This window comes from Achromobacter xylosoxidans, from assembly GCF_014490035.1.
GTDB classification, from domain to species: domain Bacteria; phylum Pseudomonadota; class Gammaproteobacteria; order Burkholderiales; family Burkholderiaceae_B; genus Achromobacter; species Achromobacter bronchisepticus_A.
Window position 1 is genome coordinate 2289752 of record NZ_CP061008.1, and the last position, 15936, is coordinate 2305687.

17 protein-coding genes are annotated in these 15936 nt (G+C 67.6%); 16 read left to right on the forward strand and 1 reads right to left on the reverse strand.

Features of this window, described 5'->3' with window-relative positions:
• The first annotated feature begins 89 nt into the window (after positions 1 to 89).
• The 16 genes from IAG39_RS10765 (at position 90) to IAG39_RS10840 (ending at position 15245) form a co-directional block, all read left to right on the forward strand.
• On the forward strand, positions 90 to 290 hold the full coding sequence (locus IAG39_RS10765) for a Flp family type IVb pilin (protein WP_054453678.1): 201 nt from the start codon (positions 90 to 92) through the stop codon (positions 288 to 290).
• A 141-nt stretch (positions 291 to 431) separates the two neighbouring features.
• On the forward strand, positions 432 to 953 hold the full coding sequence (locus IAG39_RS10770; protein WP_118935002.1) for a prepilin peptidase: 522 nt from the start codon (positions 432 to 434) through the stop codon (positions 951 to 953).
• Positions 899 to 1360, forward strand: a complete 462-nt coding sequence (locus tag IAG39_RS10775) for a TadE/TadG family type IV pilus assembly protein (RefSeq protein WP_118935004.1) — start codon at positions 899 to 901, stop codon at positions 1358 to 1360. Before IAG39_RS10770 ends, IAG39_RS10775 begins: the two co-directional genes overlap by 55 nt.
• A 1-nt stretch (position 1361) precedes the next feature.
• On the forward strand, positions 1362 to 1853 hold the full coding sequence (locus tag IAG39_RS10780) for a TadE/TadG family type IV pilus assembly protein (RefSeq protein WP_059372835.1): 492 nt from the start codon (positions 1362 to 1364) through the stop codon (positions 1851 to 1853).
• Complete coding sequence (cpaB, locus tag IAG39_RS10785) at positions 1850 to 2809, forward strand: Flp pilus assembly protein CpaB (RefSeq protein WP_118935006.1); 960 nt, start codon at positions 1850 to 1852, stop codon at positions 2807 to 2809. Before IAG39_RS10780 ends, cpaB begins: the two co-directional genes overlap by 4 nt.
• 65 nt (positions 2810 to 2874) lie before the next feature.
• Positions 2875 to 4236 carry a type II and III secretion system protein family protein gene (locus tag IAG39_RS10790; RefSeq protein ID WP_118935008.1) on the forward strand — a complete coding sequence of 454 codons (1362 nt, stop codon included), beginning with the start codon at positions 2875 to 2877 and terminating at the stop codon, positions 4234 to 4236.
• Entirely contained in the window at positions 4233 to 5561 is a 1329-nt protein-coding gene (locus IAG39_RS10795; RefSeq protein ID WP_059372250.1) for a response regulator, read from the forward strand. The genes IAG39_RS10790 and IAG39_RS10795 overlap by 4 nt, the downstream gene beginning before the upstream one ends.
• Before the next feature lie 33 nt (positions 5562 to 5594).
• Complete coding sequence (locus tag IAG39_RS10800; RefSeq protein ID WP_118935012.1) at positions 5595 to 6956, forward strand: CpaF family protein; 1362 nt, start codon at positions 5595 to 5597, stop codon at positions 6954 to 6956.
• Positions 6956 to 7879, forward strand: a complete 924-nt coding sequence (locus tag IAG39_RS10805) for a type II secretion system F family protein (RefSeq protein WP_059372255.1) — start codon at positions 6956 to 6958, stop codon at positions 7877 to 7879. The genes IAG39_RS10800 and IAG39_RS10805 overlap by 1 nt, the downstream gene beginning before the upstream one ends.
• A 12-nt stretch (positions 7880 to 7891) precedes the next feature.
• Positions 7892 to 8887 carry a type II secretion system F family protein gene (locus tag IAG39_RS10810; RefSeq protein ID WP_187774096.1) on the forward strand — a complete coding sequence of 332 codons (996 nt, stop codon included), beginning with the start codon at positions 7892 to 7894 and terminating at the stop codon, positions 8885 to 8887.
• Entirely contained in the window at positions 8887 to 9756 is an 870-nt protein-coding gene (locus IAG39_RS10815; protein ID WP_118935263.1) for a tetratricopeptide repeat protein, read from the forward strand. The genes IAG39_RS10810 and IAG39_RS10815 overlap by 1 nt, the downstream gene beginning before the upstream one ends.
• Before the next feature lie 22 nt (positions 9757 to 9778).
• Positions 9779 to 10222: a DUF3613 domain-containing protein gene (locus IAG39_RS10820; RefSeq protein ID WP_059372263.1), complete on the forward strand. Its 444-nt coding sequence runs from the start codon at positions 9779 to 9781 to the stop codon at positions 10220 to 10222.
• Between the two features lie 102 nt (positions 10223 to 10324).
• Positions 10325 to 12367, forward strand: coding sequence for a pilus assembly protein TadG-related protein (locus IAG39_RS10825; RefSeq protein WP_118935226.1), 2043 nt, complete (start codon positions 10325 to 10327; stop codon positions 12365 to 12367).
• Positions 12368 to 12416: 49 nt separating this feature from the next.
• Positions 12417 to 13826, forward strand: coding sequence for a sigma 54-interacting transcriptional regulator (locus tag IAG39_RS10830; protein WP_118935224.1), 1410 nt, complete (start codon positions 12417 to 12419; stop codon positions 13824 to 13826).
• A 117-nt stretch (positions 13827 to 13943) separates the two neighbouring features.
• Positions 13944 to 14648: a DUF2968 domain-containing protein gene (locus IAG39_RS10835; RefSeq protein ID WP_118935222.1), complete on the forward strand. Its 705-nt coding sequence runs from the start codon at positions 13944 to 13946 to the stop codon at positions 14646 to 14648.
• A 138-nt stretch (positions 14649 to 14786) separates the two neighbouring features.
• Positions 14787 to 15245, forward strand: coding sequence for a DUF1178 family protein (locus tag IAG39_RS10840; protein WP_059372268.1), 459 nt, complete (start codon positions 14787 to 14789; stop codon positions 15243 to 15245).
• A gap of 69 nt (positions 15246 to 15314) precedes the next feature.
• On the opposite strand, the gene efp is transcribed toward IAG39_RS10840, so the two are convergent.
• Positions 15315 to 15875, reverse strand: coding sequence for an elongation factor P (gene efp, locus IAG39_RS10845; RefSeq protein ID WP_006225610.1), 561 nt, complete (start codon positions 15873 to 15875; stop codon positions 15315 to 15317).
• Between the last annotated feature and the right edge of the window lie 61 nt (positions 15876 to 15936).

Below are 15936 nucleotides of genomic sequence, written 5' to 3' on the forward strand. Positions count from 1 at the left end.
GCGGGCGGTTCCAGGCTTTAGGGGGCTCTGCTTCTTGAAGAACATTGAAGAGCGGCCCCAGTCATCAATCGAGACCCATGGAGCTCGACATGAAAGCGACACTTGCGCAGTTCTGGAATGACGAAGACGGCATCACCGCCCTGGAGTACGGGCTGATCGCGGGAATGGTGGCGGTAGCCCTCATTGTCGCGGTGGGGGCGTTTACCGGGTCCTTGAAGGGCATGTTCGAGGAACTTGGCACCAAGCTGGACAACGCCAAGACCGGTACCACTACCCCGCCTCCGACCTGAGCCGCAACCCGTCCGCGCCGTGGCGGCGGCGTGTTCCCGGCCGCCGCGGCGCGTACCCGCAACATGGCATCACTTGATTGAAGGAGTCCGCGCCTATCGGGCGCGCCCATCGTCGTATCCGTTTTTTCAGAAGGTCCAGCCTTGTATCCAGGGGTAGTGCTGTGGTGGCTGTTGTTCGCATGCTGGATTCTGGCGCTGATCCACGCCGATCTGCGCTATCGCCGCGTCCCCAACCGGCTGATCATCGCGGGACTTGCGGGCCAATTGCTATGGCTGCTGGCAGCCTTGCTGGCGCCCGGCTGGGCCTATCCGCCGCGATGGTCGGGATGGTTGATGGCGCTGGCCGGTTTTTTGGCCGCGGCGCCGTTCCTGCCGCTGTGGCGCAGGCGTCTCATGGGGGCGGGGGATATCAAGGCCATTGCCGTGCTCGGACTGCTGCTGGGCTTCGCGCCGCTGATGGCGACGCTGGCGCTGGCCAGCGTGCTGGCCGGCTTGCATGGCCTGCTGTATCTGGCGGTGTCCCGGGTCTGGGCGTTGAGCAACCGGGCGCGCCAGATTCCCTATGCCGCGTATCTGGGGCTCGCCGCCGGCATCGCGGTTCTTATTCCGTGGAGTTCGCCTTGGTATTCGTGGTGTTCTTCCTGGTGTTTTACGGGATCCTGACGTATTCCCTGGTGGTCGCCGCGCAGCATTCCGTGACCTTGGCCGCACAGGATGGCGCCCGCAAGGTGCTGCAGTGGCAGGCGGGTTCCGCGTCGCTGACGGCGCGGGCCAACGCCGGCCGCGATTCGGCGCTGTACCAGGCGGAGTGGATCAGCACGATGTCCGCCGCGCCGGTCCAGGTGGCGGTCTGCGGCAGCGCGGGCGCGCTCAGCAGCGCGGCCGGCGGCGCCTGCAGCGGCATGCCCCTGGCGCAGGATCAGATCGAAGTCTACGTGTCCTACGCATATGGCGCCCATCCGCTCATCCCTTCGGTGCCGCTCCTGCAGGCGGCGCTGATGCCGGCCTCCAGCGTGCTGAGCGCGCGCGCCACGGTGCATCTGGGCAATGCCTTGGGCGGGGGAGGCTGAGATGCGAGCCCATGCGCAACGCCCTGGGAGCCAGGCGCCACGCAAGCGCCAGCGCGGCATCGCGGCGTTGGAGTTTTCGTTGACGCTCACCCTGCTGCTGCTCTTTATTTGCGGCGTGGTCGGGTTCGGCGCGCTGTTCTGGATGCAGCAGCAGTTGGCCGCCGCCGCGGCCGATGGCGCGCGCGCGGCCGTCTATGCCCGCTTCAGTGGTCAGGCCGATGTGCCTGCGGCGGCCTGTCTGGCGGCGATGGGTACGTTTTCGGCCGGCTCCGCGGTGCTGTGCAGCGCCACGCGCGCGCCCTGTGCCTGGACGGGGGCAGGCGGCAGGCCGGCCGATTGCGCCACTGTCGCCATGACCTACAACACGCAGTCCTGGCCGCTATTGGAGACCGTGCGGGGGCTGATCACGGCATTGCCGGGCGCGAACCGGAACTGGATACCCAACAGATTGCATTCGCAGGCTGTCGTGCAGATATCGCAGGGGACACCATGAGCAGTCTGAGCAAGATCATCGCGGGCATGTTGCTGGTGGCGGGCCTGGTGCTGGCCTTCGTGGCCTGGCGGCTGGCCTCGGCGCCCGCGAGTCCTCCGCCCAGCGTGACGCCTGCGCCTGTCGCGGCGGCGCCCGCGGAACCGCTCAAACTCCATCCGGTGGTGGTGGCCCGAGAGCCGATCCCGGCCGGTTCGCGCATCGACGGCGCAAGAATGCTGACGGTGGCGCAGTGGCAGGTCGCGCTGTCCGGAGGGTTTGCCGACGTCGCGCCGCTGGAGGGCGCGGTGACGAAGGTCGACATCGCCGCAGGCGATCCGATTTTGCCCAGCCTGCTGACGCAAGGCCTGGCGCGCCAGCTCAAGCCGGGCGAGCGCGCCGTCGCCATCGCGGTGGACGAAGTGATCGGCGGCGGCAATCGTATCGTCCCTGGCGACATGGTGGACGTGTTCTTCATGATCGAAAAAAGCGCTGAAGTTGCCGTCGGCCAGGCCCGCCTGCTGCAGTCGCAGGTGCGCGTGCTGGCGTATGGCAGGGCTACGGTGGAAGGCCCGGATGAAAAGTCGGCGCTGCAGCAAGGCGGTCCTGGTCAGCCGGCGCGCACCGCGGTGCTGGCCGTGCCGGTCGAACGCGTCAATGAGCTGATGCTGGCCAGCCGCGCCGGCCGCCTGCAGTTGGCCTTGCGCCCGGTGGGCGACGACAGCATGCCCGATGCGCAGTTGTTCGCCCGGCGCGGCACGGTGCTGCCGGTGCGCACCGACCTGACCCCCGCGCAGCGCGAGTCGCTGCTGACGGGACCGAACCGCGCCTACGCCGGCGAGAGCCTGGTGCAACTGGACGGCACGACGGCCGCGGCGTTGGCGCCCGCCACCCGCGCCGCCAGCCGGCCCCAGGGTTCCGGCGGCGGCCGGACAGTGGAAATCATCCGAGGAGAGAAATCCGAGCGCGTGCGCTATTGAACGGGGCTGCGGGCGGACCAGGCGCTGACCGCAGCCGGACTTATTCCATCATCGGGTCCAGCACTATGAAGAAACATCAGCGCACCACCATGATCTGCCTGCTGTCGGCTGCGGCGGCGATGGCGCACGCAGGTCTCAGCCTGGCTCAGATCGCGGCGCCCGCGGCCGGAGCGAGCGCGCCGGTCCGCGACATCTCGATGGCGGTGAAGGGGCAGCAGACTCTCATGCTGGATGGCGGCGCGCCCACGCGCATCGCCATCGGCGACCCGGATGTGGCGGACGTGAAGGTATTGCCCGCCTCCGGCAAGCGCGCGGGCTCGGTGCTGCTCTATGGCAAGAAAGCCGGCACCACGCAACTGCAGGTATGGATCGGCAACAATGCGACTCCGCAGATATGGAACGTCCGCGTCGGCGGCAGCGTGCAGGGCGCCTTGGCGAGCCGCGGCCTGGGCGGCGGCGCCAACGTGGACATCGCCGACGGCCATGCCGTGGTGTCGGGACACGCCGAATCGCAGCTGGGGCAGATCGCGTCGGCCACCATGGCGGCATCCGCCGTCGGCGGGGAAAAAAACGTGGTGGACATGTCCACCGCCGGCAGCGGCGGGGTGGTGCAGGTGGAAGTGAAGGTCGTGGAAGTGTCGCGTTCGGTGATGAAGGCGGCCGGCATCAGCTTCACGGCCAGCAACGGCCCCTGGAGCGGCGGCAGCTCCACCATGCCGGCCAGCCTGGGCGGCGCGCTGGCATCCGGCTTTTCGCTGTTTTACGACTCCAACAATTTTTCGGCGCGGCTGCGGCTGCTGCAAACCAACGGCATGGCCCGTGTCCTGGCCGAGCCGACCCTGGTGGCCTTGACGGGGCAGAGCGCCAGCTTCCTGGCTGGCGGCGAATTGCCGATTCCGCAGGCCGGCGGCCTGGGCACGGTCAACGTGACCTTCAAGCCCTTTGGCATCGGCCTGACCGTCACGCCCACGGTGCTGTCGCGCGACCGCATCTCACTGAAGGTCGCGCCCGAGGCCAGCGAACTCGACTACACCAACGGCATCGCCATCAATACCAGCGCGGATACCAGCACCATCATTCCCGCCCTGCGCACGCGCCGCGCCGACACCACGGTGGAACTGGGCGATGGCGAAAGCTTCGTGATCAGCGGCCTGGTATCGCGCCAGACCAAGGCCATGGTCAACAAGGTGCCCATGCTGGGCGACCTGCCCATCATCGGCTCCTTTTTCCGCAGCGTCGACTATTCCCAAGAGGACACCGAGCTGGTCATCGTCGTGACGCCGCGCCTGGTGCGCCCCATCGCGCGCGGCGTGGCCCTGCCGCTGCCGGGAGCCAAGCAGGAGCAAACGGATACGGCGTTCAATGCTTGGGGCTATTACCTGACCGGCCCGGTGGGCGGCCAGCAGATGCCGGGCTTTTCACGGTGAGCAATATGAAGACACATGCCAGCGAATGGGTGGGCCTGCAAAACGGCACGCGGTTCCTGTTCTGCTCCCAGGGCAACGCGGTTGCCGCACAGTTGGGACAGGCCTTGGGCGACCTGGGGATGCTGACCCAGGAAGCGCCGCGCATCGAGGAATTGGCGCGGCGCCTGACGGAGATTGCGCCGCAGGTGGTGTTCCTGGACTTCACACTGAGCGACGACGAACCCGGCAAACTGTTCAAGTCCGCCGAACTGGCGCGCTTGCTGGCCCGCATCGCGCCGACGTTGCCGCGCGTGGCGGTCGGCTTCCTGAGCCAGCCGGAGGGGGCGATCGCCGCCTTGCGGGCAGGCGTCAGCGATTTCGTCGATCCTTCGGTGGCGCCGCAGGAGATCAAGGAGGTGGTGCTGCGCCTGCTCGACCGGCCATCCGACGGCCGCATGGACGGCACGCGCCGCAGCGTCGTGCTGCTGGGCGCGCGGCCCGGCGTGGGGACCAGCACCTTGGCCGTGCATATGGCGGGGATGGTGCAGGACCGCTTGAAGTTCGCGCACGGCCAGCGCGCAGCCACGAGCGGCGCCAAGACGCCCAAGCCCGCCGGCGAACCGCTACCCCTGTCCAGCCGCGTTGCGTTGATGGACCTGGGCTGGCCCATAGGCGATTGCCAGCTCTACCTGAACATCGGCGGCGACTTCGATTTCGCCGAGGCGGCCCGCAACCTGCGCCGCCTCGACTCGACGCTGCTGGGGTCGGCCATGGCGCATACGGCCAACGGCTTGAGCGTGCTGTCGCTGCCGCGCGATCTGGGCCAGATGCGCGACGTGTCGCAGTCGGATTCGCTGCTGGTGTTCGAGCGCATGCGCCAGCACTTCTCGGTCGTGGTGGCCGATGCGGGCGGTTTCAGCAACCCTGAATTCGTGTCGGGGTTGGCGCGCGCCTCGCAGCTGAATTGGATCGTGACCGACCAGAGCGTCGGCGCGCTGGTGTCGCTGGCCGGCGTGCTGCAGGAGCTGGAACAACAGCACGTGGACCGGCGCAGCCTGGGCCTGATCGTCAACCGTTATGACGAACGCTACGGCATGACGGCGCAGCAGATCGCCGAACGCTTCCAGCTGGAACTGGTGGGCACGCTGCCGGACCGCACGCTGCCGCTGATGGTGTGCACGAACCGTGGCCATCTGCTGCACGAAGAGGCCGAACGCGATGTCTACGTGCGGGCGGTGCAGGCGCTGGCGGAACGCCTGTGCGCCGAAGAGAACGCGCCTGGCGGGCGGGCAGGCTGGCTGGCCACCTGGCTGCCCGGCGTGCACCGCCGCATGGTGGTCGGTTGACGGACAGACAGACGGACGGCTACGGGATCCGACATGATCATGACAGCGACGATAGAGTTCGGCGGCGATGGCGACAAAGGCTTTTCGGCGTCGGACCGCTACCAGGAAGTGAAGACGGCGGCCTACGAGCACCTGCTGTCCCGCATCGAAGAACTGGGCGCGGAGTTCGGCCGCTGGGCCAGGTCGGCGATCCAGGAATTCGTGGACATCGAGGTCGCGAGCTTCGTGCGCCTGCGCCGGGTGCCGATCAACGAAGGGGAAATGCGCGCCATTGCCGAAGCGCTGACCAAGGAACTGGCCGGCCTGGGTCCCCTGGAGGATCTGCTGGCGGACCCGGCCGTGGAGGATATCCTGATCAACGGCTATGACAATGTCTTCGTTTCGCGGCGCGGCGTGCTGGCCCGCGAGACGCTGCGCTTCACCGACAACCAGCACGTGCTGCGCATCGTGCGCCGCATCCTGGCCCCGATCGGCCGGCGGCTCGACGAGTCCAGCCCCATGGTGGACGCGCGCCTGCCCGACGGCGGCCGCCTGAACGTGGTGATCGAACCGTTGGCGGTGGACGGCCCCATGGTGTCGATCCGCAAGTTCCGCCAGGATCCGCTCAAACCCGCGGATCTGCTGACCCTGGGCAGCTTCGACGAAGAGATCTACCGGCTGCTGAACGAGGCGGTGAAGAACCGCTGCAATATCCTGGTGTCCGGCGGCACCAGCTCGGGCAAGACCTCGCTGCTGAACGCGCTGGCGTTCTTCATCCCGGAAACGGAGCGTGTGGTAACGGTCGAGGACACCGCCGAACTGTCGCTCAACCATCCTCACGTGGTGCGGCTGGAGTCACGCCAGGGCGGTTTTGACGGCAGCGGCGCGGTCAGCATCCGCGAGCTGATCCGCAACAGCCTGCGCATGCGGCCGGACCGCGTGGTGGTGGGCGAAGTGCGCGGCGCCGAGGTCATGGACATGCTGCAGGCCATGAACACCGGGCACGAGGGTTCCATGGCGACCATCCACGCGAACTCCCCGCGCGAATGCCTGTATCGGATCGAGATGCTGGCCGGATTCGCCGGCTTCCAGGGCAGCGAGGACAGCTTGCGCAGGCAGATCGCCAGCGCGCTGGACTTCATCGTGCAGATCGGCCGCCTGTCCAACGGCAAGCGCCGTGTGCTGTCGGTGACCGAGATCACTGGCATGGGCGACAACGTGATCTCCACGCAGGAACTCTATCGCCACGAATCCTATGCGACGCCGGACGGCGAGGAGAAGGATCGCTGGAACTGGCTGGGCATCCATCCTCACACGCCCAAGCTGGCCAAGCTGCGCAACGAGGCGCGCGCCAACGACAACCCGCCGGACGACCGCGATGGCGGGAGCGGCGGATTCTGGAGCAGGAGGCGCTGATGCCCGAAGCCCTGGTCCTTGCAAGCCTGGCCGCGGTGCTGGCCATCGCGGCGGCGCTGCTGTGGCGCCACGCTGACCGCAGCGCCCGCCGGGCGGCCAGCTCCGCCTTTCTGGAAAGCCAGTTGCAGCGGGGCCGCGACGCGGCCGCCGCCGACGCGCCGTTCGCCGAGAGCTCGCGTCAGTTCCGCAGCGGGTTTTCCGGCTGGGACCGCTTGCTGCGCCTGGCCGGCCTGCGGCAAAGCGCGGGCTTGTATGTGCGCATCGCGCTTCCCGTCGTGGTCGGCGCGGCGCTGGCGTGGATCTTCCTGGGGGCGCTTTCCGGCGCAGTGAGCTTCCTGCTGCTGGCCGTGTTCGCCTACTTCCTGCTGTGGCTGCGGGCCGACAAGCGCCAGCGGCGCATGATCTCGCAGCTGCCTGCGTTCCTGGACAACATCGTGCGCCTGCTTACCATCGGCAACAGCATGGGCGCCGCCTTCCAGACCGCCGCCGCAGCAGCCGACGAGCCCTTGCGCGAAGTGGTGGAGACGGCGGCCAGCCTGAGCCGCTCCAAGGAGCTGGATGCGGCCTTGGCGCACGTGTCGCGCCTGTATGGGTTGAAGGAGCTGTACATGGTGGCGGCGGTGGTGTCGCTGGCCCTGCGGTTTGGCGGCCGCAGCGACCAGGTGCTGGAACGCATGGCGGCCTTCATGCGCGACGTGGCGCAGGCGCGCAATGAACTGACCGCCAGCTCGGCCGAGGTCCGCTTGTCGGCCTGGATCCTGGCCTTGCTGCCCGTGGGCATCGCGGGCTTCATCATCGTCGCCAACAACAACCTGTTCATGGGGCTGTGGCAAGACCCGCAAGGCTTCAGGATGCTGCTGACCGCGGTCTGCCTGCAGATCGGCGGCTGCTATTGGCTCTATCGCATGGCCAAGGCCATCTGACCGGGGGGGCGCATGCACATCCTGCAATCCTGGAACGCTTCCACCGTGCTGGCGATGGCGCTGATGCTGGTGGCGGCCGGCCTGGTGGTGCTGGGCCTGGGCATGGCGCGGCGCCTGCGCAGCCAGGGCCGCAGCCGTCAGGTGGTGGATCAGGCGCTGGCCGCGCGCGACGGCGCGAAGGCGCCGGCGGCCGCGCGCAACGAAGGCGGGCAGGGTAGGCTGGCGGCCGCCGCGCGGGCGGCCGACACGTTCGGCAAGCGCCTGAGCGAGGGCCGGCTGGCCGACGCCCTGTTGGCCGCCGAGGACCGCAAGCTGGTGGACATGGCTGGCTATGCCGACCCCGGCACCGCGCGCTCGCGCTTCGTCCTGATCCGGTTCGGCCTGGCGATTCTGCTGCCCGTGGCGGCGGTCGTGCTGGACTGGCACAAGCATCTGCCGGATATGCCGCTGGGCGCCTTGGTCGCGGCCTTCGTGGCCTTCGCGGTCGGCTACATGCTGCCCAAATGGATCGTGCAGCGGCGCCTGGCGCGCCGCCGCCGGCAGGCGGCCGATGAGCTGCCCTTGCTGATCGACCTGCTGCGCCTGTTGCAGGGCGTGGGCCTGTCGATCGACCAGAGCCTGCAGGTGCTGGTCAAGGAGTTCGGCCAGGTGCTGCCGGTGCTGTCATTCGAATTGCGGCTGGCGTCCGAGCTCTATGTGCGTGGCCGCACGCGCGAACAATCGCTGGCCAGGATGGCCACGGGTTTCGACAACGACGACCTGTCCGCCATTTGCCGCCTGATCGCGCAGGTGGACCAGCACGGCGGCGCGGTGCAGGAGCCCTTGAACCGCTTCGGCGAACGCCTGCGCGACAAGCGGCGCCTGGAGCTGAAGGAGAAGGTGGGCAAGACCACGGTCAAGATGACCGGGGTCATGATCGTGACGCTATTGCCCGCGCTGTTGATCGTGACGGGCGGGGCCGGTTTTATCGCGGTGTTGCGCGGCTTGTCGCGCATGGGGGGGATGTAATGAACGGCGCAACGGAAAACAGCTCGCGCGCATGGCGCTGGGCGCTCGTCGCCACGGTGCTGGCGGCGGGCGCGGGTTTGAGCGGATGCAAGACCAACAACGCGGAATTCGCCTGGCAACTGATCCAGCAACAACAGCAGGAACAGGCGCTGCTGCGGCAGAAAGAAGACGAGGCCCAGAGCAAGAGCCGGCCCAAGGAACCCGAGATGATGCTGTCCATGATCGTCGAGTCGCAACGCCAGGAACGCTATTTCGCGTCGCTCGCCTACATCGACGGCTATCAGCAGAAGTACGGCAATGACGCGCGCGTGGCCGTGCTGCGCGCCGAGGCGCTGCGCCAGACCGGGCAGGCGGCGCTGAGCGAACAGGCCTATCGCGCGCTGACCGCCACCGACCAGGCGGCCGAGGGCTGGCATGGCCTGGGCCTGATCGCCGGTTCGCGCGGGCAGTTCGATCAGGCGGCCGATTACTTCTCGCGGGCGGCCAAGCTGGCGCCCATGGACGCGCGCATCCTGGGCGACCTGGGCTATGCGCGTCTGCGCGCGGGCGATCCGGCGGGCGCGCGCGTGCCCTTGGGGCAGGCGGCCGAATTGACGCCGGAAAGCGGCAAGGTGCTGGCGAACCTGGCGGTGCTGCTGCTGGTGGAGGGGGATCCGCTCAAGGCCCAGCGCCTGATGGAGCGGGCGCAGCTGGGCGAAGAGGCGCGCGGACAGGTTCTGCGCCTGGCCGCCGAGATCCGCGGCCAGTTGGCCCCGGCGCCGGGCGCTTCCCTTGCGCCTGCCACCCGGGTGTCCAGCGGCGAACAGGCCGTCATGCCGTTGATGAGCCCCTTGATGGACGGCCTGGGCAACGGGCCCATCGTGCGCTAACTCCGTTTTAAGGAAGACTGCCATGTCTCCATCGACCCATCACGCCTTGTTCATCCTGGCCTGCGCGCTTGCGGCGCAGGCGCCCGCGGCCGCCCTGGCGCAATCCAATGCGCCGCTGACGGGCAGCATGTCGGGCGCCGCGAGCAGCGCGCCGCCCGCCCAGGCGCCCGCCGCCGCGTCGGCGCCGGAACCCGCGTCCGCGGCCTCCATGCCGGAGCGGGCCGTGGTGCAGCAGGTGCAGACGCCGCTGCCGCAAGCGCCTGCCGCCGCGCCGGCGGCGCAAGAGGGCTTTGGCGACGTGACGCGCGGCCTGCTGGCGGCGCAGGCCGACGGGCGGCGCGCTGGCAATGCCTTGCCCGTGCTGGGGCCGGTGTCCACGGCGGCCTGGAACCGCTACCTGGAGAGCTTCAAGCATCCCATTCCCGTGTGGTTCGACCGGAATGTGGAAATCCCCAACGTCCAATAGGTTCGGAGCGTTGCTGTTCCCCGCCGCGTGCGGGTATGGAGTCGCAAGAGCATGTCAGCCGGCCGTCCACATCCTTCCCCGCCGTCGCGGCAACGCGGCAGCATGACCGTCGCCGTCGTCTTCGCGGTGATGGTGGGGGTGGTGCTGCTCGGCGTGCTGCAGCTCGGCTACGGCTTCTACATGAAGCGCGAAATGCAGAAGGCGGCGGACCTGGCGGCGCTGTCGGCAGTCCAGGTGCTGAGCCTGGGCTCCAGTGCGGATTGCACCCGGGCCGCCGCCGCCGGCCGGGCTTCCGCGCTGGCCAATGTGCCGAACATCCTGGACGCGTTCACGGCCGCCGATTTCACGGTGGAATGCAAGGTATGGGATCCGACGCGTTCCGACCCCTCCGGCATGCACGTCTTCGACGCGGCCGGCGGGCAGGCCTATAACGCCGTGCGGGTGGCGGCGCGCAAGCAGCTGGCCAATCTCATCCCCGGCGTGGGCGGCGTCACGGCGTCGGTCGCGGCGGTGGCGACCAACACGCAGCCTGTGGCAGCCTTCTCGGTGGGATCGCGGCTATTGCGCCTGGAACGCGGCGGCCTGCTGTCGCAGCTGCTGGCCACGGCGGGGGCCTCGCCCACGCAGCTGGACGTGCTGGACGCCGCCGGCCTGGCCAATGTCGGCATCACCCCGGCCGGCCTGCTGGAAGCGCTGGGCCTGCCGCTGTCGGTGGCGGCGGGCGTGGGTACGCCCGAGCAATTGACGGCGCTGAGCAACCTGACCCTGGGTCAGCTCCTGCACGCCACGCTGAGCCTCATCGACAAGCAGAGAACCGTCAACGCCGATGTCGGGCTGCTGAGCGCAGCCATCAATACGGTGTTGGACCTGATGCCGCTGAACCTGCCTGTGAAGCTGTTCGGAGACGGCGGCGTGCTGAATCTGGACGTGGTGGGCGGCGACCCCAGCGCCGCTTTGCAGGCCCAGGTCAATGCGCTCAACATCCTGGAGACCGGCCTGGTCATCGCCAACGGCAGCAATCTGATCAATCTGGGGCTGAGCGTGCCGCTGCTGGGCCTGGATGCGGGGGTGCGCATCGTCGAGCCGCCTGCAGTGGCTGTCGGCGGCGTGGGCGTGCAGGCCGTCAGCGCCGGCATCCGCGTGTATCTGCGCATCAACACCAGCAACATCCCGCTGGTCGGGCCCTTGCTGGCCAACACCCTGAACACCAAGGTCGATCTGCCCATCATCATCGACGTGGCGCAATCCACGGGTACGCTGCGCAAACTGTGCGAGGCCCCCTTGGCCGAAAACCAGGCGGTGATCGACGTGACGTCGGCCGCGGCCAGCGTCTGCCTGGGACGCTTTCCGGGCATGGAGTCCAATACCGACATCAAATCCAAAAACTTCCAATCGCTCACGAACCGCTGCGAGCCCAGCGCATTCGGCTCCGTCGACCGCTATCAGGTACTGAACGTGCTGGGCATACTGCCGCTCAGCGCCCGGGTCACGTTGCCGGTGTTCAGTTCCTCCGCGCCCGTGTCGGTGACGCTGACCGCGCCGCCATCGCCCAACGCCACCGCCACCGTCAATGCCACCAACCTGGACCTCTCCAAACTGGCCGGCAACCTGACGGACGCGCTGATCGGAGGCATCCTGGGGGACTTGTTCAACAACGGCACGCCGCTGACAGAAAAGCAGCGCACCGATCTGGCGACGCAGTTGGTGGGCGGAGACAAGAACAACGCCGGCAAGACCATCTCCAAGGTCGTCAATGACATGCAGTGGTCCAAGACGGCGATGGACCAGCTCGGCACGCGCCTGACGACGGGCGGCTTGACGGGTGTATTGGGCGGTACGCTGCAACTGGTCGGCGGCATCCTGAATTCGCTCTTGTTTGCCCCGCTCAGCGATGTGACCTGCGCCCTGGCGCTGGTGCCCGACGCGATCCGGCAGTGCCGTGTCAACGCGGTCGGCACGCTGGCCTTGAACGGCAGCGGGCAGGTAGGCGGCGTGCTGTCGGTCGTCATGGTGCTGCTGGATCCCTTGCTGAGTTCGTTGTCCGTGGTGCTGCAGCAGCTGCTCAATGCGCTGGGCCTGAGCGTGGGGCAGACCGACGTATCGCTGATTTCCGTGGATTGCGGCAAACCCCGCCTGGTGTATTGACGATGAAGCCCGTGACCCCTATCTCTTCCATTCCCGCATGGTCCAAGCGATGAGCCAGAATTTCGCGCGCGAAGAATTCGACGTGTACGTCTGGGAAGGCACCTCCGACATTGCCAGCCGCGCCGAACGTTGCCTGGCGGGCATGGACGTGTCGCTGCTGCGCGCGGACGCCGGCACCGCGTTTCCGCCGCCGCGTGACCTGGCGCGGCCGGCCGTGGCCCTGGTGTCGGTGTCGGTGATGGGCGACAAGCGCTTCAGCGGCTACGACTGGCTGGCGGCGCAAGGTCTGCCGGTCATCTGGGTGGCCGCAGAGGCGCGCGGACGCGATCCGCGCTACTACCCGCCGGAATACTCCTACACGTTGCCGCTGACCTTCACCACCGCGGACCTGCGCAAGCTGCTGTATGAGCTGCTGGGCACGCTGAACCAGCTCAACCGCGCCGCGCCTCGGCGCGAGCAGCCGCTGATCGCCGTTTCCGCGACCATGCAGGATCTGCTGGCGGAAGCCGACATGTACGCCGACTGCCGCAGCAACGTGCTGATCCATGGTGAAACCGGCGTGGGCAAGGAACGCATCGCACGCCTGTTGCATGAGCAGGCCGCCTGGTTCGACGGCCCCTTTGTTGCAGTCAACTGCGGCGCCATCCCCGAGGGCCTGTTCGAGGCGCATTTCTTCGGCCATGCCAAGGGCGCGTTCACCGGCGCGATCGGCGCGCACAAGGGGTATTTCGAGCAGGCCAACGGCGGCACGCTGTTCCTGGACGAAATCGGCGACCTGCCGCTGTACCAGCAGGTCAAGCTCTTGCGGGTCCTGGAGCAGAACACGGTGACGCGGCTGGGCTCGACCGTGGAAGTGCCGGTGGACTTCCGCCTGGTCGCCGCGACCAACAAGGATTTGCGCGTGCTGGTGGGGCAAGACGAGTTCCGCGCGGACCTGTACTACCGGCTGGCGGTGATCGAACTGCGCATTCCCAACCTGGAACAGCGCGGCCCGCAGGAAAAGGCGGCGATCTTCCGCGCCTTGCTGCAACGCCTGGGCGTGGAGGACGAGCCGCCGCCGTGGCTGCTGGAACGCGTCTCGCGCACGCGCTACGAGGGCAATGTGCGTGAACTGTCCAACGTGGCTGAGCGCGTCGCGATTGTGCGGCGCCAGCGCCAGGTCTGGGACCAGGCGCGCATCGAACGCATCTTCGACCAATTGGCCGAGCCGCTGCGCTCGGCCGCCGCTTCGGCCGCCGCTTCGGCCGCCGCGCGGGCCGAGCCCGCCGCTTTCACCGACGCCGAGCGCGCCGAACGCGAACGCGTGCTGGCGGCGCTGGACGCCAATGGCTGGCGCCGCCAGGATACCGCCCACATGCTGGGCATCAGCCGCAAGGTGTTGTGGGAAAAAATGCGCAAGCTGCAGCTGGGAGCAGGTCAAGGCGAGCCTGCCGATGGCATTGCCGAGACGGCGATGTGAACACGCAATAGGGAATGCCCCGTAGGGGGCGACAGTCGCGCGGCCGGCGCATGTAAGCGTATCTGTCCCGGCCGAAATAAATTGCTATAGTTCCGCAACGATTTTTTTGGGGAAGGCATGAACGTCCAGATTATCCGTGGCGCCGTCCGCATGGCGCTGCTGGGCACGGCCCTGTCCGGCCTGGCCGCTTGCGCCAGCGCACAATCCGAAGCGCCCCGGGCCACGGTTAAACAGGTCGAGGACACGCAGGCGGCTGCCACGCCCGTGACTCCCCCCGCGCCGCCGCCAGCCGCGCGTCCCGCATCCACGCTGTCGGAGCTGCAAAGCCTGATCCAAAGCCGCCAGGTGTCGGAGCTGCGCACGGCCTACAACGGCACCTACGGCGCCAGCCTGCTGTTCAAGCCGGACGACCTGACCTATTACGTCGCCTTGTTCCAGCAAAAGGACTTCTGGCGCGTGGTGAAGACCAAGTCGGACAAGCAGGCCGAAGCCACCTACCGCGCCTTCGTCGCCCAATCCGCCGAACTGGCCGAGGTGGACATCAAGCGCATCAAGATGCAGGCCGAGTACGCGCACGCCGAGAAGCTGCTGGCCAGCCGCAGCGCCGAACTGAGCACCCTGCAGGCCGATCGCGCGGTGCGCCTGCAGCAGGAAGAGCAGGTCGCTGCGCGCCAGGAGCAGTCGCGCCAGGAAGCCACGGCGCTGGCCGACCAGCAGAAGGACGTGCGCCAGCAGCTGCGCGACCTGCAACGCCAGATCGACGCCTTGCAGGCGCAGCAGGCGCAAGTAGGGAACCCGGCGGCCCAGAACCGCGGCAAGTGACCTTCGGGCATGCGCAAAAGCGGGCCTGCGGGCCCGCTTTGTGCTGGCCGGCCGGGAATAGGTGTTGCGCTCGCAGGGGCTAAGCGCCTGTCGCCGGCGCTTTCTTGTATTCTGGGAGTTGCACCCCAAATAGACGCCATGGCACTTAAAGTTTTCGACCTCCAGTGCGAACACAGCCACATTTTCGAGGGCTGGTTCGGTTCGCACGAAGACTATGACGCGCAACAGGCGCGTGGCCTCGTCACGTGCCCGGTTTGCGGTTCGGCCAGCATCACCAAGCGGCTGTCCGCGCCGCGCCTGAACGTCGCCCATCTGCACGCGCCCGCCGCCCAGCCCCAGCTGCCGGCCAATGCCTCCGACGCGGAAAAAATGGCCGCATTGCAGGCGGTCGTCATGCGCCAGGTGCGCGCCTTGCTGCGCAACACCGAAAACGTCGGACCGCGCTTCGCCGAAGAGGCGCGCCGCATCCACGAAGGCGATGCCGACGACCGCCCGATCCGCGGCACGGCCACGCCGGAAGAACGCGAATCGCTGGCCGAGGATGGCATCGACGTCATGGCGGTGCCGGATTTCCTGGACGACGAGCGGCTGCAGTAACGCCAGCGCGCCGCGGCAATAAAAAAAGCCAGACCCGAAGGTCTGGCTTTTTCTTGCCTGCTTGCCGGATCAGTTGTTGACGCGGCTGCGGTATTCGTTCGTGCGGGTGTCGATTTCGATCTTGTCGCCGATGGCGCAGAACAGCGGCACGTTCAGCTCGTAGCCGGTGTTGATCTTGGCGGGCTTGGTCACCTTGCCCGAGGTATCGCCACGCACGGCGGGTTCGGTGTAGGTGATTTCGCGCACGAGGGTCGTGGGCAGTTCAACCGAAATGGCGCGGCCGTCGTAGAAGACCACTTCCACGGGCATCGCTTCTTCCAGGTAGTTCAGGGCGTCGCCCATGCTTTCGGCTTCGATTTCGTACTGGTTGTACTCTTCGTCCATGAAGACGTACATCGGGTCGCCGAAGTAGGAGTAGGTGCACTCCTTGCGGTCGAGCTGGACGACTTCGAACTTTTCGTCGGCCTTGTAGACCGATTCGCTGGCCGAGGCGGTCAACAGGTTCTTGAACTTCAGCTTCACAACAGCGGCGTTACGGCCGGACTTGTTGTATTCGGCCTTCTGGACCACGAGGGGATCCTTGCCGACCATGACCACGTTGCCGACTCGCAATTCCTGAGCGGTTTTCATCGATAAAACTCCGGGGGTGATGGGTGCACTCGCCGTGCTTGCAAAAAGCCGCCGCAGACAG